Source organism: Paenibacillus peoriae (assembly GCF_022531965.1).
Taxonomy (GTDB): domain Bacteria; phylum Bacillota; class Bacilli; order Paenibacillales; family Paenibacillaceae; genus Paenibacillus; species Paenibacillus polymyxa_D.
On sequence record NZ_CP092831.1, the window covers coordinates 4,533,384 to 4,557,102 of the forward strand.

24 protein-coding genes are annotated in these 23,719 nt (G+C 48.3%); 9 read left to right on the forward strand and 15 right to left on the reverse strand.

Going from position 1 to position 23,719, the window contains the following annotated elements; all coding sequences use genetic code 11:
* Positions 1-38: 38 nt before the first annotated feature.
* The 4 genes from MLD56_RS19960 to MLD56_RS19975 form a co-directional block, all read right to left on the reverse strand.
* Positions 39-677, reverse strand: a complete 639-nt coding sequence (locus MLD56_RS19960; protein ID WP_029518356.1) for a TetR/AcrR family transcriptional regulator — start codon at positions 675-677, stop codon at positions 39-41.
* Between the two features lie 245 nt (positions 678-922).
* Complete coding sequence (locus MLD56_RS19965; RefSeq protein ID WP_029518355.1) at positions 923-1,558, reverse strand: NAD(P)-dependent oxidoreductase; 636 nt, start codon at positions 1,556-1,558, stop codon at positions 923-925.
* Positions 1,559-1,633: 75 nt separating this feature from the next.
* Positions 1,634-2,644, reverse strand: coding sequence for an MBL fold metallo-hydrolase (locus MLD56_RS19970; protein ID WP_029518354.1), 1,011 nt, complete (start codon positions 2,642-2,644; stop codon positions 1,634-1,636).
* 22 nt (positions 2,645-2,666) lie between these two features.
* Complete coding sequence (locus tag MLD56_RS19975) at positions 2,667-3,452, reverse strand: class I SAM-dependent methyltransferase (RefSeq protein ID WP_029518353.1); 786 nt, start codon at positions 3,450-3,452, stop codon at positions 2,667-2,669.
* A gap of 254 nt (positions 3,453-3,706) precedes the next feature.
* Between MLD56_RS19975 and MLD56_RS19980 the strand changes: the two genes are divergently transcribed.
* The gene (locus tag MLD56_RS19980) at positions 3,707-4,585 is read left to right on the forward strand and encodes a DUF72 domain-containing protein (RefSeq protein WP_029518352.1); all 879 of its coding nucleotides are present in this window, start codon (positions 3,707-3,709) and stop codon (positions 4,583-4,585) included.
* On the opposite strand, the gene MLD56_RS19985 is transcribed toward MLD56_RS19980, so the two are convergent.
* Genes MLD56_RS19985 through MLD56_RS20005 form a run of 5 tightly spaced genes read right to left on the reverse strand, consistent with a single transcriptional unit; the run spans position 4,577 to position 9,610 of the window.
* Positions 4,577-5,692, reverse strand: coding sequence for a tetratricopeptide repeat-containing glycosyltransferase family 2 protein (locus MLD56_RS19985; RefSeq protein ID WP_029518351.1), 1,116 nt, complete (start codon positions 5,690-5,692; stop codon positions 4,577-4,579). The genes MLD56_RS19980 and MLD56_RS19985 overlap by 9 nt on opposite strands.
* Positions 5,689-6,564, reverse strand: a complete 876-nt coding sequence (locus MLD56_RS19990) for a class I SAM-dependent methyltransferase (RefSeq protein ID WP_165148709.1) — start codon at positions 6,562-6,564, stop codon at positions 5,689-5,691. The genes MLD56_RS19985 and MLD56_RS19990 overlap by 4 nt, the downstream gene beginning before the upstream one ends.
* On the reverse strand, positions 6,557-7,900 hold the full coding sequence (locus tag MLD56_RS19995) for a nucleotide sugar dehydrogenase (RefSeq protein WP_029518349.1): 1,344 nt from the start codon (positions 7,898-7,900) through the stop codon (positions 6,557-6,559). The genes MLD56_RS19990 and MLD56_RS19995 overlap by 8 nt, the downstream gene beginning before the upstream one ends.
* A gap of 2 nt (positions 7,901-7,902) precedes the next feature.
* Positions 7,903-8,883 (reverse strand): polysaccharide biosynthesis protein, encoded by a 981-nt coding sequence (locus MLD56_RS20000; protein ID WP_029518348.1) that lies wholly within the window; start codon positions 8,881-8,883, stop codon positions 7,903-7,905.
* A 19-nt stretch (positions 8,884-8,902) separates the two neighbouring features.
* A complete protein-coding gene (locus tag MLD56_RS20005) occupies positions 8,903-9,610 on the reverse strand; it encodes a glycosyltransferase family A protein (protein WP_029518347.1) in 708 nt (235 codons plus the stop codon).
* 215 nt (positions 9,611-9,825) lie between these two features.
* Here MLD56_RS20005 and MLD56_RS20010 point away from each other — a divergent pair, with 215 nt between their 5' ends.
* The gene (locus MLD56_RS20010) at positions 9,826-10,539 is read left to right on the forward strand and encodes a GT-D fold domain-containing glycosyltransferase (protein WP_029518346.1); all 714 of its coding nucleotides are present in this window, start codon (positions 9,826-9,828) and stop codon (positions 10,537-10,539) included.
* Between the two features lie 253 nt (positions 10,540-10,792).
* Entirely contained in the window at positions 10,793-11,920 is a 1,128-nt protein-coding gene (locus MLD56_RS20015; RefSeq protein ID WP_029518345.1) for an SGNH/GDSL hydrolase family protein, read from the forward strand.
* 219 nt (positions 11,921-12,139) lie between these two features.
* On the opposite strand, the gene MLD56_RS20020 is transcribed toward MLD56_RS20015, so the two are convergent.
* Positions 12,140-12,556 carry a hypothetical protein gene (locus MLD56_RS20020; protein ID WP_029518344.1) on the reverse strand — a complete coding sequence of 139 codons (417 nt, stop codon included), beginning with the start codon at positions 12,554-12,556 and terminating at the stop codon, positions 12,140-12,142.
* A 164-nt stretch (positions 12,557-12,720) separates the two neighbouring features.
* Here MLD56_RS20020 and MLD56_RS20025 point away from each other — a divergent pair, with 164 nt between their 5' ends.
* The 3 genes from MLD56_RS20025 to MLD56_RS20035 all read left to right on the forward strand — a co-directional run bounded on the left by MLD56_RS20025 (position 12,721) and on the right by MLD56_RS20035 (position 16,470).
* Entirely contained in the window at positions 12,721-14,691 is a 1,971-nt protein-coding gene (locus MLD56_RS20025) for a methyl-accepting chemotaxis protein (RefSeq protein WP_029518343.1), read from the forward strand.
* 56 nt (positions 14,692-14,747) lie between these two features.
* Entirely contained in the window at positions 14,748-14,924 is a 177-nt protein-coding gene (locus MLD56_RS20030) for a YjfB family protein (RefSeq protein ID WP_080658659.1), read from the forward strand.
* 190 nt (positions 14,925-15,114) lie between these two features.
* A complete protein-coding gene (locus MLD56_RS20035) occupies positions 15,115-16,470 on the forward strand; it encodes a dipeptidase (RefSeq protein ID WP_029518342.1) in 1,356 nt (451 codons plus the stop codon).
* A gap of 73 nt (positions 16,471-16,543) precedes the next feature.
* Here the strand turns inward: MLD56_RS20035 and MLD56_RS20040 are convergent, their stop codons facing one another.
* From MLD56_RS20040 to MLD56_RS20060, 5 genes are all read right to left on the reverse strand, one after another.
* Entirely contained in the window at positions 16,544-16,930 is a 387-nt protein-coding gene (locus tag MLD56_RS20040; protein ID WP_176715708.1) for a hypothetical protein, read from the reverse strand.
* Positions 16,931-16,994: 64 nt separating this feature from the next.
* Entirely contained in the window at positions 16,995-17,258 is a 264-nt protein-coding gene (locus MLD56_RS20045) for a hypothetical protein (RefSeq protein ID WP_029518340.1), read from the reverse strand.
* A gap of 86 nt (positions 17,259-17,344) precedes the next feature.
* Positions 17,345-17,836 (reverse strand): hypothetical protein, encoded by a 492-nt coding sequence (locus MLD56_RS20050; RefSeq protein WP_013311697.1) that lies wholly within the window; start codon positions 17,834-17,836, stop codon positions 17,345-17,347.
* A 141-nt stretch (positions 17,837-17,977) separates the two neighbouring features.
* Complete coding sequence (locus tag MLD56_RS20055; RefSeq protein ID WP_029518339.1) at positions 17,978-18,460, reverse strand: hypothetical protein; 483 nt, start codon at positions 18,458-18,460, stop codon at positions 17,978-17,980.
* Positions 18,461-18,889: 429 nt separating this feature from the next.
* On the reverse strand, positions 18,890-19,117 hold the full coding sequence (locus MLD56_RS20060) for a helix-turn-helix domain-containing protein (protein ID WP_007431813.1): 228 nt from the start codon (positions 19,115-19,117) through the stop codon (positions 18,890-18,892).
* A 304-nt stretch (positions 19,118-19,421) separates the two neighbouring features.
* Between MLD56_RS20060 and efeO the strand changes: the two genes are divergently transcribed.
* The 3 genes from efeO to MLD56_RS20075 are packed head-to-tail and all read left to right on the forward strand — an operon-like array spanning position 19,422 to position 23,523.
* Entirely contained in the window at positions 19,422-20,300 is an 879-nt protein-coding gene (efeO, locus tag MLD56_RS20065; protein WP_025721876.1) for an iron uptake system protein EfeO, read from the forward strand.
* Positions 20,301-20,304: 4 nt separating this feature from the next.
* Positions 20,305-21,669 (forward strand): iron uptake transporter deferrochelatase/peroxidase subunit, encoded by a 1,365-nt coding sequence (gene efeB / locus MLD56_RS20070; RefSeq protein ID WP_029518338.1) that lies wholly within the window; start codon positions 20,305-20,307, stop codon positions 21,667-21,669.
* Positions 21,670-21,693: 24 nt separating this feature from the next.
* On the forward strand, positions 21,694-23,523 hold the full coding sequence (locus MLD56_RS20075) for an FTR1 family iron permease (RefSeq protein WP_029518337.1): 1,830 nt from the start codon (positions 21,694-21,696) through the stop codon (positions 23,521-23,523).
* The last annotated feature ends 196 nt before the right edge of the window (positions 23,524-23,719 follow it).

The window sequence follows — 23,719 nt, forward strand, 5'->3', positions numbered from 1 at the left end:
GAAGTCATCTACTATGACGACCTCAGTACACTTCATTTTTACGATGGGGATGAGGATGTTTTAAATGCTACGAGCGTATTCTTCAGTGTAAATGCATACACCCCTTGAGCCATATCTACATCTGAAAAATGACCTGCAAACTGAAGATGTATGACCCCATGTAAAGCAGACCAAAACATCCGGACAACCAGCAACGGATCATGCTCTTTCAATGCTCCCTGCTCCATAGCGTGTATGACGGTTTGCAGAATTCGTGACAGTGCCGTTGTGGTCCCCTCCAAGCTCTGTTCATCCGGCTTGAAATCAGACAATGCCCCGCCAAACATCATTTTATAATAGGCTGAATGGAGCTGTGCAAATTCCCAGTACGCCCAGCATAGAGCTTCCAGATCAGCGAGTACGCTTTCGGTAACAGGTACTTGCTGGAAGGTTTCAGCCAATAGCCGACATCCATCCAGGTACATCTCATTGGCAAGACCATCCTTACTGCCAAAAATATTGTAAATGATCTTGGTGGAACAGCTTAATTTCTGCGCAACTCGCCGTACGGTCACAGCCTCAGGCCCTTCTTCCACAAGAAGGATGCATGCGGCATCGATGACATTTTTACGTAGCAATTGCTGCTGCTGTTGCTTCACTTCCGAATAGGTTTTATAGGGAGGCGATGGCTCGGACATGATTGAATGCACTTCCTTTTGCTTGAGGATTTTGCAAAATCCTGGCTTATTAAAAACTGTTGCTTGTTGCTACTATAATAAATTAAAGAACTACACAAGACTTTCGTGAAACGGTGTTTCCGTTAAGAATCATAGTATTCTAAGCCTGAGTATTTGTCAAATAAAAAAAGAAACACAATAAGTAGATACACTTACCGTGCTCTGGTTGATTGCTTAAAAATGAAGCTATGTTGGGTGTTTCACGATCAGTAGGCAATACCTACCCGTGTACGGATAAATTCGTAACTCTTGCATTGCCAATAAGTAAAATCAGCCGTATCCGCGGTGGTAATTTGTGAGCCACCTTCAGGCAAAAAATCTTTTTCCACGCGATAAATACCTGTCCGCGCTCCGTCCGGTAGATAGGTTGGACATACGATTGTCCAGTCTAGTGCCGATTCACGCAGCAATTCGTACACTCGCCGATGTTCCTGGGCCGCACGAGTGCTGCGTCGTCGGGTATCGTAGGACTCGTAACGATACAGGTCCGGTTCGGTCCGGCTTTGCAAAATTCCTGCCGTTCCTACCGTAATGAGCCGAGAAATGGACTGTTCCTGCATGAGCCGGATCAGCAGGGCTATATTAACGGATAAGGTAGTCGTTCCATCCGTATTCAGCGCACTGATCACAGTCGTCGCCCCACCCTTCAGCGCCTGTGCTACGTCCTCTCCATTAGTGGCATCGCCTTGTACGATTTGCAGCTGATTCCCATATCCAGGTATGTAATCCTCCAACTTGTCCGGTGAACGAACAAGGACCGTAACGGTATGACCGTCCGCTAACGCATAATCTAATATATACCGTCCTACGCGTCCGGTAGCTCCCAGCAGCAGCAAATTCATAAAGTCCTCTTTTCCGGCATGCATGCCGCTTGTCATGTTGTTTCGTTATGTCACTTGTTGGTCAACTTTCCGTGACTATTGACGGCAAAAGGGATAGAAGCGCGTGATTGGGTTCGTCTCGCTCATAGAGGCCCGTTCACGGCGCACCAGCTCCACCAGATGAGCCAGCGTCTCGGACATGGCAAACCTTAGCTGGTGAATACCCAGCTTGCCACCGAACATGGCAATGCACAGCTCATAGGCTGTGCTTCCCTCCGGTTGGATCAGCTGCTGAAATTTCTCCAGTCGTTCTTCATGATGTGCCAGCAACGCTTGCGTCCGCTCCCGAAAATAACCAAACGGATTGCGGTGCCCCGGATATGCCCACGCTACCTCCAGCTTACCTAGACGCTGCAAGCCGTCTACATAAGACTTCAACGGCTGGGCATCACTGCCCGGCAGCAGACTGATATTAGGAGAAATCTGCGGCAAAACTGCGTCACCGCAGAGGATAACACCGCTATTCGGGTCATATAAGGACATATGTCCGGGCGCATGCCCTCCCGTCTCGACGGGCAGCCAACTGCGTCCACCCCATTCCAGACGAGCGTCTATGCCGGTAGGAATAACGGTAATCTCAGGCTGTGGATTCACTTGCAAATAAGCCTGCCGCATATGTAATTCCAAGGCCGGCACTTGCTCCAAAGGAAAACCATGCTGGACAAAAAAGCTGGGAAGCCTGTTCTCCATAGCGACCGTCGATTCTGGAGCGTCCCACATCATCATCGCTTCCTTATGGCTTCGGGCTGACATATGTACACGAGCCTGACTTTGCTGCTGCATCCAGCCCGCCAATCCGTAATGATCGGGGTGATGATGAGTGACCACAATGTCCGAAATATCCCCAAAGGACATTCCCAGCTGGTGGAAGACATGCGCCCATTCTGCCTCGGTGTCCATATTGCGCGGCCCCGGGTCTACAATTGTAAAACCGTGCTCTCCCTTGAGCACATAGCTATTCACCCAGCGCAGCGGAAAGGACATGGATATTTTGACCTGAAAGCCTCCGTCTATTCGCTCACACGGTGTAAGCTCTGGCATTTTCATGGCTTCCACCCGCCTTTCTGTTTCAAGCCCGCACGCCGACAAAAATCATTCGAGGCGAAGCATCTTCAATATATTGATCTTCATTATAGCTTCCGTGTACCTGCTCTACAGATAGTCCGGCTTGCTCTAGCAATCCACGAAACTTCTCATATGGATATAGCTTCACTCGTTCATGATACACGCGCGCAGGTTCTCCCTCAGTAGGAGTCGTGCCCAGAGCAGAGGCTGCCTCAGTGCCCGTAACGGATGCAGCTGACCGAATCGCAATTTGCTTTTTCACAAATCCATCTTCAATGACCCGATGCTCCTCAATCCAATTCCCTTCATCCTCCCGCGACGAATGCGGTACCAAATGAGCGGCTACGTAAGCAGGGTTCAAATAATCTATGATAAAGCGTCCTCCCGGCTTCAACAGCCGATATATTTCCTTTAGCACTTTAAGCTGCTCCTCATCCTGTTCAAAATAACCAAAGGAGGTGAACAAATTCATCACCGCGTCATAGCTTTCATCCAGCGGCACCTCTCTCATATCCCCTTGATGCCAACTTACCCGTCCTTCGGAATCAGCTGCACGAGCTTCTCTCAGCAGCACATTGGAAAGGTCCACACCTGTCACCTGATAACCTGCATCTGCGAGCGCAAGCGAATGACGTCCCATCCCACAACATAAATCCAATACGCTGGAGCCTTGCGGTAATTTAAGCCAGGAGATCATTTTTTGCACTTCCTGATAGGCTCCCTGAAAGTCGCGATGCTTGTATACCAATAAATAATCTTCCCCAAAGCTTTGCTCGTACCATTCTGCCATATCGTTTCTCCTCCATGAACTCATTTCGCTCTATTACATACTATATTAGCTTTTTCAAACTGGAAACTCAAAAGCATTACGAATAAGGGTTTTGCAAAATCCTGAATAAGGAAACATGTTACAATAACCGTATTTGAGCTTAAATATTCATAGGAACTTCATACCAACTTCATGTGATTCACCCCATTTTATCATTAAAATGATTCATGGGAACGCCTTTAGAAGTTTTCATGAAGGAAAGGAGCGGGGAAATTATGATTCAAATTGGACTTACGGGTTGGGGCGATCACGATGACTTGTATCCAACGGGTACCAAAGCTAACCAAAAACTAAGTATCTATGGAAGCCATTTTCCGGTAGTAGAAATGGATAGCTCTTTCTATGCGGTGCAGCCCACAGATCGTATGGCACGCTGGGCGGCGGAAACCCCTGACTCTTTTTCATTTCTCGTCAAAGCCTACCAAGGCATGACTGGACATACCCGCGGCAAGCAACCTTACTTCAAAACAATAGATGCCATGTACGAAGCACTGCATGCATCGATACAGCCTCTTCACGAAGCGGGCAAGCTCAAAGCCGTGCTGTTTCAGTACCCACCCTGGTTCGACTGTACACGTGAGAATGTCGCTGTACTGCGAGACACAAAAAATAGGATGGGAGAGGTCCCATCCGTACTTGAATTCAGACATCAAAGCTGGTTCACACCCGATTTTCGGAAACAAACGCTGGCATTCATGCGTGAAGAAGGCTGGATACACAGCGTATGCGACGAGCCGCAGGCAGGACCAGGGTCGGTTCCCATTGTGCCGTTGGCTACAGACGGTAATCTGACAATCGTACGTCTCCACGGGCGGAACATATCGGGCTGGAATCAAAGCTCTGCACCGAATTGGCGGGAGGTTCGTTATCTGTATCGGTACAATGAACAAGAGTTGACCGAATGGAGAGACAGGTTGCTGGAGCTGGAGCAGCAAAGCCGCGAGGTGTGTGTTATTTTCAACAACAACTCAGGTGGAGACGCCGCTGCTAATGCCAAGCAGCTCATGACCATGCTTGGCATGGACCCTAAACCTTTTCCCCCTCGCAAGCCACACGAAGAGAATAACGGGCCGGAACAGCTTGAACTATTTTGAGGAACGGGCTGAGGGTGGGGAGTTGGAAATAGCCTCCTTGAGCTTGCGTGCATTATCCAGTAAATGCGGGTCGTCAGGTAAATAGCGTAAAGCGGTCTGGTTATGCTCATACGAAGCGTCCAGCTGACCTACATGGGCATAGCAATGGCTGAGCCGCACATGAGGTAACCAGGAGTAGCATGGTAGTGGAACAGGTCGCATACCCGGAAGGTGATGCTGTTGCTCCAATGCCTTTTCGTACCAGTACGCGGCAGTGCTCCATTCGTTTCTTGTGAAAAACCAGTCACCGATCATGCAGCACAAGTCTGATTGCGGTACACCGTATCGAAAGGAACGTAACAGACGATCCAGCTGTTGCTCCGGCTTCCCGAGGTGAAGATAGCATTCCGCCGACCGCGCACAAGCGGTAATCCGATCCTCACGGTAGCCGCTCGGCTCCTCCAACAGAAGATTGAACGCCTCTACCGCCTCGGCATATTCTTTACGGTCAAAACATTCATTGGCGTGCAAATACAGCAGACGCCCCTCCAGCTTGCCGCTTTCGCTGATCCACCGGGCGAGAATACGTTGGTTACGGAGCATGTGGTCTTGCATTCGGCGGTGTGTTACTGCCACATCTGAATGAACGATTTGCCCCTGAGGTATCACCAGATCCTCATGCAGACGCCCTTCCCAGCGGTATTGTCGCTCGCGCTTCACGAGACGGATACGGCGTGAGGTGAACAACAGTTCACCCTGCTCCCCCTCTGCCAAATGAAGTGGCATCACCACTGCGTCGATATCCTTAGACAAACGCTGCTTCAAGGCACGCAGGCGCTCACGATCCGGCTCCAGCAGCACATCGTCCGCATCCAGCCACATGACGTAGGAACACGTCGCCTTGTCAAATGATTCATTACGGGCGGCTGCAAAATCATCCTTCCATTCAAATGTATATAGCCGATCCGTATAGCGCGCCGCTATCGTCTTCGTCTGATCCGTCGACCCCGTGTCCACAATAATGATTTCATCCATCAGGTCTGAGACCGAATCCAGACAGCGGGTAAGTGTGTGCTCCTCGTTCTTTACGATCATGCACAAGCTGATGGTCATTGGATGCTCAGTCATGACTTCACGTCATCCCCTTTACCTTTGGCTGATTCTCCCCTCGTTTTTCCGGTAGACTCGCCAGCAGTATATGCAACTCTCCTTTCAGCCTGCGTCTTGTCTAACTGTTCGACACGTGCATACCTTTCCATCGGCAAAAGTTGTTCCTCCATATACCGGATTCGCTGTACCGCCTTGTCGAGTGCGGCCTTTCGCTGATTCATTTTGCGAACATGCTGCTGCTCCACCAGTCGAAATTGCTCCTCGTCCAGTTTCATCCACTCATTCAGATGCGCTGCCTCTGGTTTGACCTCACGCAGTTCTTTCGACTTCTTGCGGCCTGCAAAGCACAAATATTTGTGATGCACCTCCAACGCTTGTTCATCAAAATAAGGATACAACACACGGGAGAGGCTCCCGGCATAGTAAGTCCGCTTGTGATCATGAAACGGATGGTAACCATAAGGTACAGACAAGACGAGCGTACCCTTTTTATTCAACAAGCGGTAAGCATGAGCCAGCAGGTTGTCGGGATGCGCAAAATGTTCCAAAATCTCCCCTAAAATAATGGTGTCAAATCCACCGGGAGGACGCTCAAATTGTGAAATGTCCTTTAACTGAAAGTGGACTCGTCCCCGTATGGGTGCGGATTCCTGACGAAGTTCTTTTTTTGCATAAGAAATGCTGCCCTCTTCCAAATCAATTGCCGTTACCTCAAAGCCTTCCCGCCCGAGCAAAATAGCCGTTATGCCCTGACTGCACCCAACATCCAACACCGTATGACCCTGTACATGGCGACAAATCCAGTGAATTCTATTGCGGGTGGCTTCATGAGATTCCTCCGAATTAATCTGCCCGTAATAACGTTCGTTTACCTGATCACGGTTAGCCAACAGCGGCGCCCCCTCCGGGATGCCCCAAGATCACGACATGTCCACCTGTGCAATGTGCAGTCGCATTACGTGTATCGAAGACCAGCGGGGCATGGTCGACCAACTGTTGGTAGTTCACCACAGAATGGTCTGTCGTAATGACTACGATATCTGCACTTTCCCATAGCTGGGCATTTGCCGTCCGAGATGGGATTTCTTCACCGTTCAGCTTAAAACTCGATACATACGGGTCGGTGAAGCTAACCGAAGCACCCATTTTAGTTAAATGCTCGAACAGGACAAGAGCCGGGGATTCGCGAACATCATCAATATCCTTTTTGTAGGCCACACCTGCCAGAATGATGTTGGCCTTGTTTATGGCTTTATCTTTCTGAGCAAGCATAGCTTCAATTCGCTCCGTAATATACAGCGGCATACGCCGATTCATGCGATCTGCCAAGTCCACGAATTCCAGTGGAAAACCATGCTGCTCGGATTTCCATGACAAGTATAGCGGATCAACCGGGATACAATGCCCCCCGATGCCAGGTCCTGGATAAAAAGGCATATAGCCGAATGGCTTGGTTGCCGCTGCATCCAGCACCTCCCATATATTGATGCCAATTTTTTCACAGGCAGCTGTCAGCTCATTGACCATTCCAATGTTGACGCTGCGGAACGTATTCTCAAACAGCTTGGCGGCTTCCGCTACGATTGTCGAGCTGACCGGTACAATTTGATCCAAAAAGGACCCATAAAACCCTGCTCCCACTGCCAGACAATCCGGCGTGCAACCGCCGATCACCTTGGGTGTGTTGCGAATGTTAAAATGAACGCTACCCGGATCCACACGTTCCGGCGAGAAGCACACATAGAAATCCTTACCTACCGTCCAGCCCCTGCGCTGCTCTATCACCGGTCGAATCAGTTCCTCGGTCGTTCCCGGATAGGTGGTGCTTTCCAGAATCAACAGTGTTTGTCTACGCAAATGAGGTATAGCCTGATCAATAGCCGTTTCAATATAGGACGTATCCGGCTGGTGTCCGTCCGTCAGCGGCGTAGGCACGCAGATCACGACGATATCCGCTTGCTCCAGTACCTTGATATCCGTAACCGGATGCAATTGCTGTCCAATCAGACCTTCCAATGCATCATCACCAATGTCTATGATGTACGACTTTCCTTGAAGCAGCTTGGCTACTTTGACGGGATCGGAATCCACACCATATACATCATAACCAGCCTTTGCCATTTCCACTGCCATGGGCAGCCCTACATAACCGAGGCCGATTACCGCAACCTTTATAGTTCCTTTGGTTATTTTTTCCATAAGCTGCAAAATACCCACCTCTTTCATCATTACTCCATGCCTCGCAGTAGCTCAGCAATTCCAGCGCGATCCATTAACTCATCGTCCGAGCGATATTGATCGAAGCCTACTCGTTCCAATCCACCGTATTGGCTCAGTAAGCGCTTGTCTGCTTGCTGGGGAAGAATAACAAAATAGCGATCATCATAGCGATACGTATGCGGCACCTCATAGGGCGAAATCAGCACCTCATGCAGCTTTTCCCCACCACGTATACCAATCTCCTTTACTTTCAACGCAGGCTGCCCCGCCTGTTCTTTCATCACTTCTGCTAGATCTGCAATATTGCAGCCCTTCATTTTCATCACTAGCGTCTCTCCCCCAACCGCCGTGACAGAAGCCTTCAGCAGCAAGCCAATCGCCTCTCCGAGCGTGAGGAAAAAGCGTGTCATATCTGGGCTCGTCAGCGTTAAATCCTGCCCATCCGCGATCTGGCGCTTGAACAGGGGCACGACACTTCCACTCGTCCCCAACACGTTGCCGCCGCGTATACACACAAAGCGAGTACGCTCACTTAAAGTGTTGGCGCGGATCATCAGTCTTTCACCTATCGCCTTCGTCATGCCATATACATTCACCGGATCTACTGCCTTGTCTGTAGAGACATCAATTACCTTGGCGACTCCCTGCTCAATGCTGGCCCGGATCACGTTTTCCGTACCGTGTACGTTCGTCTTGAAAGCCTCTTCCGGCTGTCTCTCACACACAGGGACATGCTTTAATGCCGCCAAATGGAATACATAGTCCACTCCGCGACATGCCTCCTGCAATGCCTGAAGATCTCGAATATCTCCAATCATGAAATTCAGGCGAGGATCCGATAGAAATTGCCGCTGCATGGCAATCTGTGCAAATTCACCGCGTGAGAAAATACGAATCTCCGCCGGGTCCTCCTTCAGCAATTCAGCGGTTAGGCGTTGCCCCCAAGATCCCGTTCCTCCGGTCACCAGCAGTTTTTTTCCTTTGAACAATATAATCTCCTCCTGACCGTTACGAATTGGCAATGCCTGTTCCCAGAAATTCTGCCAGCACAGCATTCATTTCATTCTCTGACAGCCGATCCTTCGCCGGCACTTTTTTCACCGAAGTATTGGCAGCATGAATGACGTTCACATAGTTGCGAAGTGGAATGATCTCATGCGGCAGCTCCGTTACATATCCGTGCGTACCCTTTCCAGGAATGACCACACGGTAATCATTCAGAAAATCTTCCACTTGATAGCGAAACACATAAAAAGAAGGCGAACGGTGAAACACCGGTGCCATCTGCCCCTCAACCGCATCCCACAGGTAACCCATCTGGTTCACCAGCGCAACCGTCTCCGATTGAAACTTGTAATCATGCAACTGTTGTACAAAGGACTGGTGATACAAATCGTCGGAATCTATTCGAGCAATGAGCAGTTCGTCCGCACCTTCGATGTACGCATGGATACGACGTTTACTTTCGATGCTCGTACCAAAACGGATGTGGTCGGGAATGGGCTCATGTCGGGCCAGCTCCTCTTCCACGATGTCACTGCATCCGCCCGCCAGCTTGACGACAGATAGGAAATCCGCATTTGTCTGACTGAGTAAACTACGCAGCGTAAAGGTTCTGAATATATCCAGTCGCTCGCTGATCCACTCACGTGTCAGGCGGTTGGGATTCATCCCATAGTTATTAAAATTAATTTCAATTACAACCTTGCGATTCATTGATCTTCCTCCCTTTCAACCGTCTTCTCTCAAGTTATGAAGACGCTCCTGAAACGGCACGTACAGATACAACGAATCTTGTAAAAATAGGTAGAATCCAAAAAGAATAGCCGTTCATACAAAAACCTTTTCGCTTTCGACATATGATAGAATACAAAGTTTTTTACTCCATCTGAAAAGTTGAACAAGCAGGAACGACAGGGAGGAAACATGATATGACGAATCCAAAGTATCTGGAGATGGACGAGGTACTGAAGCGTTTGAAGCTAGCACTCGATCAGCACCAGTCCTTTTCGCTCATTCGTATTGGAGATGGTGAAAATTTGGTGTTGGCGCAGGATACCGTCTGGCCGATGGAAAAGGTGTTACAGGAACGTTGGGCGGTCAAAGCCAATCTCGGTCAAAAGGGACTGTTTCTACCAAATACGGAACTACGGGACGCGGTGGCTGAGGCAGTGAGCAAAGCCACCATTACTGGCATTTTGCCATATGATGACGAATCTATTAAAGCACCATCCTATATGAAGCGGGAGCTGACCGATCAGGTCTTTGCTCACTATGCTCTTTCCCCCGCGCTGACCTGCCACGCCTGCCTGAATCGGTATTTGGCTGGGACACCCGCTTTCTGGGACATGCTGAAAAATCGACGCATTCTGCTGGTCACCCGGACGGCCACTGAAGTAAAGCCTGTTCTTGAGGCAGATCCGTACAAGCTGCATATTGCCCACACACTGGCATTTCATCAATATGAACAAATGCCTGAAACTCTCCAATGGATCGCAGCACACAAAGATGACTTTGACATTGCGCTGTTCTCTTGTGGTGTCAATGCAGTCGTGTTAGCACAAAAAACAGCAGAACTCACTGGCAAAGTAGGTATAGACTTCGGCAAGGCGATTAATATCGTCATGTTCGGCAAAGCTAATTAATAGATAAAATAATATTTGTGAAAAAATATACTTAGCAAAAATCCTTGCTCCGTATATCAAAAAGCACCAGCAAATTTCAATTGGCTGGTGCTTTTTGATACCATATGTAGTTCTAAAGCGTGATCAAAAAGGATAATCCATATAAAGCTTTGAGCCCTTGCTTGTTTAGAAATAGAATTTGAGATTTCCTGTAACTTCTTTTACAATATTACAGAAACTAGCATTCATTAAAAACCATAAGGAGGGTGTTGAAATGTCACATAACAAGAGATTGAAGACATACCCACTTGCAAAAGCAAAGCATATAAAGGTTCATGGTCGAACTACGCAAACACGTACACCGCTTACTCTATTTTGGACAGGAAGTGGCATTGAATTGAATATCAAAGGCTCAGAGCTGTGGATTGAAATTGAGGCCGATTACCAGGTGTATGAGCCCTGGATCAGTATTGTCATCAATGGTGTCCCGATGAGTCGCCTGATGGTGACTGCAGGACGGCATTGGATCTGTCTTTTGAGAGGGTTAAACCCTGATACAGTCAAAAATGTCCGTGTGGTCAAGGATGTCCAGCCTATGAGTTCGGACCCGCACTGCTTGTTGCAAATTCATGCCCTGAAGGTTGACGGAGAATTGCTACCGGTCACTGATAAGCCCCTCAAGGTGGAATTTATCGGTGACAGCATTACCTCGGGAGAAGGAACGATTGGAGCGAAGGACGAGACAGACTGGGTTCCCATGCTGTTCACAGCACTACGCAATTATACAGCCATAACAGCCGAAGCACTAAATGCGGACTACCGAGTGTTTTCACAAAGCGGCTGGGGTGTCCTAACGGGCTGGGATAATAATCCCGATACGAACATACCGGCATATTATGAACAGATATGTGGTGTGCTGACCGGTGAGAGAAATGAAGCATTAGGGGCATTTTCAGATCATGATTTTACCTCATGGCAGCCGGACGTGGTCGTAGTGAATTTGGGGACTAATGACGGGGGAGCCTTTTATTCTCCTGCATGGACGGACCCAGCAAGCGGTAAAGTGTACAAGCAACGCTTGAACGAGGACGGCACATTCAATGAAGAAGATTTACAAGCTTTTGAAAGCGCTATCGAATGTTTTCTTGTCAAGCTTCGGAATTGCAATCCTGCGGCTCATATTGTATGGGCCTATGGGATGCTGGATACTCCTATGATGCCCTCAATCTACCGATCAGTAGATGCATACAAGAAAAGAACGAGGGATGGGAATGTGTCTGTATTCCAACTGCCTAACACGACGGAAGAAACGATAGGGTCTCGCAGCCATCCCGGGCTCCCCGCCCATACCAAAGCGGCAGATGAGTTGACAGTGTATTTGCGAGAGATTCTTAAGAAATAGAATCCGAGAAGCACGATCAACTTTGTAGAACACGCTCATAAAGGAAATTACAACAACTAGGTCATTTGTGCTCTCAGTGTTGTTGAGAATTATAGCCACGAGTCTGTAGCAGCTGTCTGTCTATGCTCGTGGCTAGTTGAGCTTCTGCGCAGCGGCCTATCCTAGGAGAACCACGAACAGGCAGCGAGTATTTACTAAAGAAATATTCACCTGATATATTTACAGAAACGGAGTCGAAGCGATGCCCGTGAATACCTCTGGACCATTACGAACAGTGGTCGAAACACCAGAAATATAAGAAGAATATATGGTTTGTATTGCCAATGGAGCGGATAGATCCTGTGCATTAAAAGCTTGCGTTTCATTAGATCCGGTCACGCCCAGTACCCCCTCGGCGCGGTAGACTACCTCGCTCGGATCATAGTCGGCTCCACGCACGATTTCAACTGCATACGTATCGCCAAGCTCACCGATTAGACCAATGGAACCACTAAAAGTCACAATCGGACCTGGCACAAGAAAGGTTCGCAGAGTAATCAAACCGAATCGCTCCGGTATAGGACCCAGTTGAATATCGGGACCTTCACCTGTCTTTGATGAATTGGTGGAGCTTCTCATATCCAGAAAAAAACCCATACCATATCCCTCCAAATTGCAAGATACTCCATGTTATGCAAGAAATTCTTTGGTGTATTGGACAAATTAGTAATAAATCTATCAATTCAGCTCAAAATAACCGATAGTAAATACATATGATATAAGCTTTAGAAATGAATATATAGATAGAAAGCAGGGGTTAGATGAAACGACTGAAAACTTTAACACTACGCAAGAAATTGACCGCAGCATTCCTTCTGGTCATGCTTGTTCCTAGTATTATTGTAAGTTCTTTTTCTTATCAAGCAGCATATAACCAGACGGACCGCCAATTACTTGATAGTGCGACAACTAGCGTTACTGCATCCGATCGTGCAGTTACTCAAACGATTCAAGCCAAAATCGCGGATCTCGAATATTACTCTACAACGATGACGGCTAGTGATAACAGTGCTGAAGCAGATGATGCCATTCTAAAAAGATTACAAGTTTATTTGAAAATGCACGCGGAAGCTGTTGATATGTTTGTAGGAACCCCCGAAGGTAAGCTCATTATTGGCAAAGCCGTAGGCTCCACAAACGATCCTCGTGAGCGCCCGTGGTACAAACAGGCCCTGGAGAAACCCGGTCAAACCGTAATCAGCCCTGTCGGACTCAATACGGCTAAGATCCCCGTTGTGTATATTTCACGTACACTTCCCGACAACAGCGGTGTTCTCGGCCTTTCCCTGAACCTGAAAAATTTGAAAGAAATCACAAATTTAAAAATCGGACAAAATGGCTATATTATGATATTAGATGGTACCAAACGTATCGTTACCCACCCGACAGAAGTCAGTGGAAGTACCAAAATGGGAGAAACGATACCCAAACTGTTTGACTCTGAGGAAGGCAGCTTTAATTACGATCTTAATGGCGTAGATAAACACCTGATTTTCAAAACCAATGCGCTGACAGGCTGGAAAATTGCCGGAACAATGGACAAAGCAGAAACCAGTGCCTCCGCCCAGCCGATTCTTATCACGACGATCGTAGTGTTGGTGATTGCAGCCATCATCATTGGTGTGCTCGCAATGTGGCTAATCAGCAGTATACTTAAGCCCATCCAAAGATTGCGTAATTCTATGGATGCCATCAGCCAAGGTAATCTTTCGATTAACGTGGCTACGACCAGCACTGATGAAATTGGTGAATTATCAAGATACTTCCAACAAATGGTAGATAACCTGCGTAACATGATTAGAGAAATTCAAGCGATGACAGGCAATTTGTCGGCATCCTCGCAAGAGCTGGCAGCAGGTGCAGAACAAACGACCCGAGCTATCGAGCATGTGACCATAGCCATTCAAGATGTGGCTGCAGGCAGCGAACGCCAAGTGAGCAGTGCTAAAGCTAATCAGACACGGGTTAGCGGCATGGCAACAGACATCACCGCTATGACCGAAACTATGGCTGAAATGACTACTTACTCCGCACAGGCCATTCAGGCGTCGGATGCAGGCAGTGAGCATATCGGCAACAGCGTCGTTTCTATTGATGGCATTCGCACTACCGTAGAAGAACTGGACACCATTATCGGTGCTTTGAATGACCGATCTGGGCGAATCGGAACGATTGTTACTGTCATTACGGAAATCGCCAGCCAGACTAATCTGCTCGCATTGAACGCTTCTATTGAAGCGGCACGCGCAGGGGAGCATGGCAAAGGTTTTGCTGTCGTGGCCACAGAGGTCCGCAAGCTGGCTGAAAACTCAGCTCATTCCGCACAACAAATTCGTGAACAGATTCAAGGGATACAGAGCGGTGTATCTGAAGCCTTGATAGCTATGGAATCCGCCAAGGAACGCGTAAGCGATGGTATCAATTCCATTGACCTATCCGGTCGCTCCTTCTCCCGCATCCGTAGAGCGGTAGCCAAATCAGCGAAGCAGCTGGATAACGTCGCAGCTTCTACCGCTGGAGTCGCAGATGGAACGAGTACAGTCGTCAGCAGCATGGAGGAAATTACACGCATCGCTGAAGAAGCGGCATCCCATACGGAGACCGTGTCCGCAGCCGCAGAGGAGCAGCTCGCCTCCATGGAAGAGATCGGTTCGTCTGCCGCAGATTTGACCCGTCTGGCAGAACAGCTTCAAGATTTACTGACACAATTCCAATTGGATGAAACAAAATAACCGTTCCAACCGATAAATACAGAGAAAGAGTCTTCACAATGAAGGAGGGTTGGAACATGGATATCGCAGCATTATCAACAGGTATGAGTCAGGCCAGCTTGGCCCAAGCCGCAAGTGTGAAGGTATTAAGTATGGCTAAAGATCAGGCTAGTGAACAAGGACAGGCCTTAGTGCAGATGATGGAAAAAAGCGTACAGCCTCATCTTGGCGGTCAACTGGACATTCGCGCGTAGATACATGCATATGCTTGGTTAAGGGCGATTCTACTCAGGTCTGGACAGACCCGGGTAGAATCGTTTTTTTATCTCCCAATTTTTCGTTCAGCACAAAACGTAGTAAACTAGACATATCGTCCACGACCTCGGTTCGGAGGATAGCGCAACATTCACACGATTTACATTGAAAAAGGAGGATACATAGTTTATGAGTTATTCTGAATATTTTGAAAAAGCCAGAGAGCAACAACTGGGCGAGTTACAGGAGTGGTTGTCCATTCCAAGTATCTCAGCATTATCGGAGCACAAAAAGGACATTAACCAAGCAGCTGATTGGCTGGCTGCCAAACTGACTGCTGCTGGTCTGGAAAACGTTGAAATCATTCCGACCAAAGGGCACCCGCTGGTATATGCGGATCATTTGCACGCACCTGGTAAACCAACGATCCTCGTGTATGGACACTATGATGTACAACCCGTAGACCCGCTTCACCTGTGGGAAACGCCACCGTTTGAGCCATCCATCCGTGATGGAAAATTGTATGCGCGCGGAGCGACAGATGATAAAGGACAGGTTTTCTTGCACATTAAGGCAGTTGAGGCCATTTTGAAGCAGGAAGGCAAATTGCCACTGAACATCAAATTCTGTATTGAGGGCGAAGAAGAAGTATCCAGTCCGAACTTGCTTGAGTTTTTGCAAACTAGAGCTGAACGTCTGGCAGCCGATGCTGTACTGGTGTCCGACACTTCCTTGATCGAAAAAGGGAAACCTGCCATTTGCACAGGTTTGCGTGGACTATGTTCACTGGAAGTCGCCATTCACACGGCGAACACAGATCTACATTCCGGTTCTTTCGGTGGCGGCGTGCCGAATGCCCTGCATGCTCTGGTGTCCTTGCTGGCAACCCTGCATAATGACAAAGGCAGTGTAAGCGTCGAAGGATTCTACGATGATGTGGCTCCATTATCGGCAGAGATGAGAGAAGAATTCATGAAGCAAGGCTTCAATGAGAGCAAGCTGCAACAAGATCTTGCACTTGATTCTCTCTATGGTGAAGAAGGATTCAGCTTCGTTGAACGTGTGGGGGCTCGTCCGACACTGGAACTGAACGGCGTATACGGCGGCTTCCAAGGGGAAGGCACAAAAACGGTCATTCCGAAAGAAGCTCACGCTAAAATTACGTGCCGCTTGGTGGCTAACCAGAACCCGCAAGACATTCTGGACAAAATCGAGCGCCATTTGCGCGCCCATGTTCAGGCAGGAGCTACCCTGGATATTCAACAGGGCGAAAAAGCGAACGCCTTTAACATCGACCCGTCACACGCGTTTCTGCAAGCGGCGGCCGATGCTTTTGAGAAGGTATACGGTGTGCGTGCCCTCTTTACCAAGGATGGAGGCTCCATCCCAATCGTGGAGACTTTCTCCCGTGTGCTGACTGCCCCAGTCGTGCTGATGGGTTTCGGCTTGCCAGATGAGAACCTGCACGCGCCCAACGAGCATTTCAACTTGGACAATTTTGACAAGGGTCTGCTGACGATTGTGGAGTTTTTGAAATCGGTGTAAGTAAACTAAAAAGCATTCACAGCATGGAACCATCCTTGCTTCGTGAATGCTTTTTTTTCGTTAGTTCTGTCGCTTAAGAAAAACGGGTATAGCGCAACAGATGAGCCAGCCGATTGAGCCGTTCTATCTCCCGATCGAACTCATGCAGCGGCTGTCCAGCCAAAGCAGCGTTTGCTCTCAGATCCCGTAGCGGGTTCATTTTCCGACCCATGAGTTTCAGCACCGTGGCCTTCCCCATGTTATTCACCACCACATATTGTGTTAGCGGGTCAAGCTCAATCCACAATACATGATGCTGTTGGAAAAACGACAATAGTTGCTTTTTTAACGCCTCCAGCTCTTCAAGGTCACCTGTGATTTGCGGATGATGATGAAAAGCCACATAGCCCATCACCCGCAGGTCACTTATGATTTGTTCCAAATGAAGCGTTTCGTGTATGTACACATTGTTCGTGCTCATGCGGTTTCTTGCACCATTCGTATGATCTTCCCGGATGACGTTCACCACCTGACTATCATTTATATCAAGCTTTATCTTTCCCCTTTTCCAATAGCTGCACAAGCCAGCAACCTCCAAACCACAATGCACCTACAGCAAAAAAAACGGTATACACCGTATATAACGTGGTCAGTTCAAACAAGCTATTGTACCGATTAAGCAAGATCCCCCACAAGCATAGCAGAAAATTGCTACCATTTTGCTGATGAAAGCGATGCTTATAGATCCGTTGAATCAAAACAGCCAGGAATCCTATCAACAAAACGTGATTCAGCAAAATACTCCACATTTCCATAAGCCCCCTTTTTCACTATAGCGCAATGGCTTTGAAAAGTCAGGACGTACACAAACCTTGCGAACAAAAAAACAACCGGCTTATACGCCAGTTGTTTCCCGTTCCACAAAATACTTATTGGTCATATAATGGGCCTTGCCTCTGGAAGTATCCACCATTCCCTTTTTGTTGTCGAGAAAAACAATCTCCCGGCATTTGGTGCAGTACCACTTGGTCCGCTTAAAGGGAGATTCTGTAACATACGATGTACCACATTTGCAATCTACTTTAATTAAAGTTTCTGTTGATTTGTAAGCCTGGGACAACTCTTTTAGGCCAGTATCCGGTTGTTGAATGGGGATAATAACCTCCTGATAGCTTGAATACTGATTATGCACTTTAAAATCAGCCACCAGTTCCGCATGCAGTCCAAAGTACTCTTTGCCAATCTCGGTTACAAATTTCTTACCGATTCTGTAACACTCAAGCCATTCCTGTATCTGTTGATTAGACAAAGGCACTGTGCCCTTGATACCACTATTTAATGTGTAAGTCATGATGTATAAAGTATCATCTTGTCTATGTCCGTACATGAGAAGCCTCCTTATAATACACTTGATAATGTACTACAAAGCGCAAAAAACATCAATTTTATTATTTGCCAAAAGACTTATATCATTTGGGTAGGCACACAAGAATTGTGAGTATATGGTTAGAAAGCAACTGACAATCTGTCAGTTGCTTTGTCTTTCCACATAGTATTTGTTGGTCATGTACCACGCCTTGCCTTTATCCGTATCCACCATGCCCTTTTTACGATCCAGGAACACAATGTTATTACACTCCTTGCATGACCACTTGGTTCTTTTATGCGGTGACTCTTCTATATAGGAAGCACCACATTTACATTCTACCTGAATTAATGTTTTATACTGGCTGTACGCCTCTACCAGTGGGTCCAGCTCTACAGCTTTGTGTTCCATTACGGGCTGTATTATGAATATGTGTTCTCTCTGCTCCGAGTATTCATTATGTACCTTGAAATCTGCTACCAACTCAGGGTTTAAACCAAAATACTGTTTTCCCACAACCGTTACAAACTTGCTGCCAATTCGATATGCTTTGATCCATTCCTGCACCTGCTTACTGGATAGGTCGACAGTTCCCTTTATACCGCTGTTCAGCGTATAAGTCATCAAGTGTTGGTTGGGTGTCATATGTCTTAACATTCACCTCCGATCAAGAATATACCACAGGTAGCTCTAGGCAAAAGCTACTTCCGGCTACCTGAAGCAACGAGCTTTTTCTGCCTTGTGATTCTTCTTCAATCCATCTTCCATCCTGTCGTCATGCTGAATACTGTTTTTGTAGGGATTTATATTCTTAGACTATCACCGAATGCATTTCTAGCCTTGTATAACTTTGTGGTAATTCTTCTGATTTGATCACTTCTGCTAGTTTACCATGATCTCCAATGGTAGTTTCTTCCTTCTATATATAGTACATCATTTACACGCAATTTCCCACATATTTCAGCGGTTTAATCGTTTTACTTTTTTATATACCACAAAACAAAAGCCTTCCCGACCACCCTTCATTGTCAAAGGATCATCGAGAAGACTTTGTACCCCGCAAGGAACGAGAGGTCAGATTTTTAATTCGCCAAGCCTGATTAATTCCACGACCGCCTGTGAACGACCTTTTACGTTCAGTTTCTGCATTACATTGGAAATATGGTTTCGGACCGTTTTTTCGCTAATAAATAGCTGTCCGGCGATGTCACGTGTTGTTTTGTCCTGCACGAGCAGTTCAAATACTTCACGTTCACGGTGAGTTAACAAAAACTTGTTTTTATGGTCGTTACCCTTCGTCAATTTCACCCCTCCTTGCTCGGGTTTTGTGTGGTGTAACAAGGTTAAGGGATACAGTCAACACATTTTATGTCATGCGCTTAGGTATGGTTCAATATGCGGATAAAAATGGGCATAGGCACCCTACTAACTCCCTTCGATGGACGGTTGGACTCTGCGTCTAATTTATGTATTGACAGGCATATGGGCCAGCCTTATGATAAGAAAAACCGCGACTGATAATCATTATCAAAATGATAATTTGATATAGATATCGCAACAGACTATGGTTCAAGGCCAGTTTGGCCAGAAAGGGTGTTCATTGATTATGAAACTACGTTATGCCGTACCGGCCGGAGTGCTGGTCTCTTCTATTCTGTTCGCAGGTTGCGGACAAACCGGAACTGCTACTCAGCAGCCTGCTGCAACGACCAAAGATGCAGGAGCCACAACACAGACAACGACTCCTGCCGCTTCTGCTCCCAATTTTGATCAAGCGGTAGCAGCTTACCGCACCTATGCCATCGAGCAATGCGATACGTTTGTGAAGAAGACAGAAGAATTCACGAACGCGGTCAAAGCTGGCGAGCTGGATAAAGCCAAGGCGCTGTATGCTCCTGCACGCATGTACTATGAACGGATTGAACCAATTGCAGAAGCGCTGGGTGATCTTGACCCAAATATTGATGCACGTGACGGTGATGTGGATGCAGCGGATTGGCGCGGCTTTCACCGGATTGAAAAAACATTATGGGAAGAAAACACAACCAAAGGAATGGACGAGTTCTCCGACCGACTACTGAGTGATGCCAAGCTGCTGCGCGCCAAAGTAGAAACAGTTAATATTGACGCCAGCCTGATGGTAACGGGTGCAGTCGAGTTGTTGAATGAAGTCTCTACCTCGAAGGTGACGGGTGAAGAGGAACGATATTCCCATACGGATTTGTACGACTTTGCAGCCAATGTAGAGGGCGCACAAAAGATATATGACATTTTGAAAACAGATCTGAACCAAAAAGATGCCGCGTTGGAAAAACAAATCGGTGAGCGCTTTACGGCCTTACAGCAGGAGTTGGCTCCTTTCAAGGACGGAGAAGGCTATGTATCGTATACAAAACTGAAACCGGAAGAAGTTAAAAAGCTGAGCCAAAACCTCGATGCCTTGGCAGAACCGTTGTCCCAAATGGGGAAATTGTTAGGAGTGTAATGATATGAAAGGCTTTAAGCGGCAAAAAGGGCAAGAAAAGCCGCAGTATGCGGAATCCCATAATGAACAGGGCGATCTGGTAAAAAAGGATGCGACGCTAGTGAAAGATGATCCGTCAGGAAAAAGCAAATCCGTATCACGCCGAGACCTATTGAAGCTGGCCGGGGTAGGTGGACTAGGTCTCCTGCTTGGCGGCGGGGGCGTGGGAGCCGTGCTGTCAGCCGGTCAACGTCTCGAAAGCATGATGACGGATGCGGATACCAAAGATGTAATCTCTTTTTACGGGAAGCATCAGGCAGGTATTGTGACTCCGGCACAGGATTTCATCTACTTCGCCGCTTTCGATCTAACAACCAGCGACAAGGAACAGGTGCGTAGCCTCTTCAAAGCCTGGACGGAAGCAAGCACTACAATGACTTCTGGCGTGCTCCTTGGCAACGATAATGAAAACCTCAACCTCCCTCCGTCCGATACGGGCGAGGCGGCAGGATTGTCGCCGTCCCGCACGACGATCACCTTTGGTGTGGGCCCATCCTTTTTTGATGGACGATATGGCCTGGCAGGGCTTAAACCTGCCGGGTTCCGTGAGCTGCCCCGTTTTCAAGGGGATGCCCTAGAGGAGCAATGGTGCGGTGGCGATATCGGAGTGCAGGTATGTGCCAATGACTTGCAGGTCGCTTTCCATGCCCTGCGTAATTTGGCGCGTATCGCCAGAGGAACGGCGGTGCTTCGCTGGACGCAGGAAGGCTTTCAGCGGACTGCACAAGCTGATCCTGCGGGAAGCACACCACGCAATTTGCTGGGCTTCAAGGACGGTACGGGGAACCCGGACACCTCCAAGGCAGACGAGATGAATCGGCTGGTGTGGACACAGACCAGTGACGGACCAGCATGGATGGGCGACGGCAGCTATATGGCTGTACGCCGCGTACGCATGCGGGTAGAGGTGTGGGATCGCTCAACATTGGGCGACCAGGAGGATACTTTTGGACGTCATCGCAGCAGCGGGGCCCCACTCGGTAAGGTCAAGGAGTTCGACAAGCTTGATCTGGCGGCCAAAAATCCAGAAGGCAAGCCAGTTACGCCTCCTACCTCTCATGTGGCTTTGGCTCATGGGAACGGAAGCATTAACATTTTGCGGAGGTCTTATTCGTATTCAAGCGGATTGGACAAGCAAACTGGACAGCTGGATGCCGGGCTGCTGTTCATCAGCTACCAGCGTGATCTGTTCAAGCAGTTCGTTCATATTCAGGAGAAGCTTGCACGCAATGACAAACTGAACGAATACATTGTACACAAAGGCAGTGCGGTGTTCGCCTGCTTCCCGGGTGTATCGCAAGGCGGCTACATCGGGGATACGTTATTTTAGCAGCAGGCAAGGAAGGGGATTTATATGAATCGGCGCAATAAAAGCTTGGGATGGGTGTTTGTACTGGTGGCAGCTCTGCTGCTGACCGTAGCTCCGTTCCTATCCAGCTTCGGGTCGGTCGCTTTTGCACAAACAGATGCCAAAGCTGTCACCAATGATCAGCTAATGCCTGTAGTAGGCGGAGCGCTGGTGGAGGCGGGACAAGCCCAATGGACGGAAGCCTCCAAGGATCTGAAAGAATTCCGCACGCTGTGGGAGGCCGCCAAGACAAATGGTGGAGATTCAGCTCACATCGCGACTGTAGATCAAGCACTCACCGATGCGGAGCAGACACTCGCCAGTGGCGGCGGGGAATCAGCGAAAGCTGCCTTATCCGTGCTAGCGCGCTCGGTCAATGAGTACGTCACTGCTGCCGAAGGGGACAAACCAGCCCCGGCTGGAGCCAAAGCAGCGGAAAAACTGCTTCCCATGGCGAAGGGCAGTCTGGCGGCCATGCAAAAAGGCGATTGGGCTGCCGCCCGGGTGGATTACGACCGAATCGTCAAAGCCTGGTATCAGGTAGAAACACCGATTCGTTTGGACAATTTTCCGGTATACAGTTCGCTCGAAACTAAAATCAGTCTCATTCGCATCTCCATGCAAGCTGAGCCCATTCGCCAAGAACAGGCTCTCAGGGAAATGCAGGAATTAACGACTCTGTTGTCTGATTATAGTCAGGGCAAATCTGTGAACACAGGTCAAGGAACGAATACAGGCAATACGGCTACCGGAACGACGAATGGTTCGACAGCTTCCTTGGGCGATGCAGTCACCTTGCTCAAATCCGCACGCCAAGATGCTGTAGCTAATCAATCAGAGCAAGCGGCTGACAAGGTAGTGCAGTTTATCGCTCTGTGGCCTTCTGTCGAAGGACATGTACAAATTGCCGATCCGACGTCTTACACTGCGATTGAAAATGAAATGACCGAGGCTTCCGGATATCTGCTGTCTTCTCCACCGAATACAGACAAAGCCATACAGACTCTTGATCAGATGCTGGACAGGCTCCGTCCGTTGACGGAAGAACGTTCTTACACTGCGTGGGATGCCGCACTGATTTTGCTGCGTGAGGGTCTGGAGGCCATCCTCGTGCTCGCAGCTCTGCTGGCGTATGCCAAAAAAAGTGGCGAAGCCGTGGCTGGACGGTGGATATGGGCAGGAGCTGGAACGGGGCTGGTGCTGAGCGGAATTCTGGCAGTGCTGTTCACCACACTGGTGGCAGCAGCCGCATCGGGCAGCATGCGTGAGCTGCTGGAAGGTGTCACCGGACTGGTAGCAGTCGTGCTGATGCTGACCGTTGGTAGCTGGCTACATAGCAAATCCAATGCTGCCGCATGGAACCGCTTTGTGGAAAACAGCGTGGGCAACGCATTGGCACGGGGAAGCCTGTGGTCGCTATTTGCGGTTTCTGCGCTCGCAATTCTGCGTGAAGGAGCCGAGACAGCTATCTTTTATGTCGGTATGGCTCCAGCCATCGAAACCTCGCAATTGCTGATCGGCATTAGCTCGGCGACGTTTATTCTGGTCATTCTGGCGTTTGCGATCATTAAATTTAGTGTACGGTTGCCGATTCGCGCCTTTTTCCTGACTGCCACTGCACTGATTTACTATCTCGTATTCCGATTTCTGGGCGAAAGTATTCATTCGCTTCAGGTGGCTGGCAAGCTTTCGGGGCACACTGCCTCCTCGCTTCCGTCCATTAGCTGGCTGGGAATGTATCCAACTTGGGAAACATTTGTCCCACAAATCGCTGTACTGATCTTTATGGTATGGCAGCTTGTGCGTCAGGAAATGCGCAGCTCCAAGCAACATTAAGTCGATACTACCCTACTCATCATGTAAAAAAACGCCAAATCACAGGTCCGATTTGTATCGGTTCCCATGAGTTTGGCGTTTTTTTTATATACTTCAGCATTTTGCATCATTCGATTCCCAACGCTCGTAAGTACAATATATAGACGAACTAAAGCGTTTCGATCTATATATTGCTGATTTAAAAACGCTCTTGGGA

Excerpts from the sequence above, each read along its gene's own strand:
- MLD56_RS19960 (WP_029518356.1), bottom strand. The coding sequence starts at position 677 with ATGTCCGAGCCATCGCCTCCCTATAAAACCTATTCGGAAGTGAAGCAA.
- MLD56_RS19965 (WP_029518355.1), bottom strand. The coding sequence starts at position 1,558 with ATGAATTTGCTGCTGCTGGGAGCTACCGGACGCGTAGGACGGTATATA.
- MLD56_RS19970 (WP_029518354.1), bottom strand. The coding sequence starts at position 2,644 with ATGAAAATGCCAGAGCTTACACCGTGTGAGCGAATAGACGGAGGCTTT.
- MLD56_RS19975 (WP_029518353.1), bottom strand. The coding sequence starts at position 3,452 with ATGGCAGAATGGTACGAGCAAAGCTTTGGGGAAGATTATTTATTGGTA.
- MLD56_RS19980 (WP_029518352.1), top strand. The coding sequence starts at position 3,707 with ATGATTCAAATTGGACTTACGGGTTGGGGCGATCACGATGACTTGTAT.
- MLD56_RS19985 (WP_029518351.1), bottom strand. The coding sequence starts at position 5,692 with ATGACTGAGCATCCAATGACCATCAGCTTGTGCATGATCGTAAAGAAC.
- MLD56_RS19995 (WP_029518349.1), bottom strand. The coding sequence starts at position 7,900 with ATGAAAGAGGTGGGTATTTTGCAGCTTATGGAAAAAATAACCAAAGGA.
- MLD56_RS20005 (WP_029518347.1), bottom strand. The coding sequence starts at position 9,610 with ATGAATCGCAAGGTTGTAATTGAAATTAATTTTAATAACTATGGGATG.
- MLD56_RS20010 (WP_029518346.1), top strand. The coding sequence starts at position 9,826 with ATGACGAATCCAAAGTATCTGGAGATGGACGAGGTACTGAAGCGTTTG.
- MLD56_RS20015 (WP_029518345.1), top strand. The coding sequence starts at position 10,793 with ATGTCACATAACAAGAGATTGAAGACATACCCACTTGCAAAAGCAAAG.
- MLD56_RS20020 (WP_029518344.1), bottom strand. The coding sequence starts at position 12,556 with ATGGGTTTTTTTCTGGATATGAGAAGCTCCACCAATTCATCAAAGACA.
- MLD56_RS20025 (WP_029518343.1), top strand. The coding sequence starts at position 12,721 with ATGAAACGACTGAAAACTTTAACACTACGCAAGAAATTGACCGCAGCA.
- MLD56_RS20030 (WP_080658659.1), top strand. The coding sequence starts at position 14,748 with ATGGATATCGCAGCATTATCAACAGGTATGAGTCAGGCCAGCTTGGCC.
- MLD56_RS20035 (WP_029518342.1), top strand. The coding sequence starts at position 15,115 with ATGAGTTATTCTGAATATTTTGAAAAAGCCAGAGAGCAACAACTGGGC.
- MLD56_RS20040 (WP_176715708.1), bottom strand. The coding sequence starts at position 16,930 with ATGAGCACGAACAATGTGTACATACACGAAACGCTTCATTTGGAACAA.
- MLD56_RS20045 (WP_029518340.1), bottom strand. The coding sequence starts at position 17,258 with ATGTGGAGTATTTTGCTGAATCACGTTTTGTTGATAGGATTCCTGGCT.
- MLD56_RS20050 (WP_013311697.1), bottom strand. The coding sequence starts at position 17,836 with ATGTACGGACATAGACAAGATGATACTTTATACATCATGACTTACACA.
- MLD56_RS20055 (WP_029518339.1), bottom strand. The coding sequence starts at position 18,460 with ATGACACCCAACCAACACTTGATGACTTATACGCTGAACAGCGGTATA.
- efeO (WP_025721876.1), top strand. The coding sequence starts at position 19,422 with ATGAAACTACGTTATGCCGTACCGGCCGGAGTGCTGGTCTCTTCTATT.
- efeB (WP_029518338.1), top strand. The coding sequence starts at position 20,305 with ATGAAAGGCTTTAAGCGGCAAAAAGGGCAAGAAAAGCCGCAGTATGCG.
- MLD56_RS20075 (WP_029518337.1), top strand. The coding sequence starts at position 21,694 with ATGAATCGGCGCAATAAAAGCTTGGGATGGGTGTTTGTACTGGTGGCA.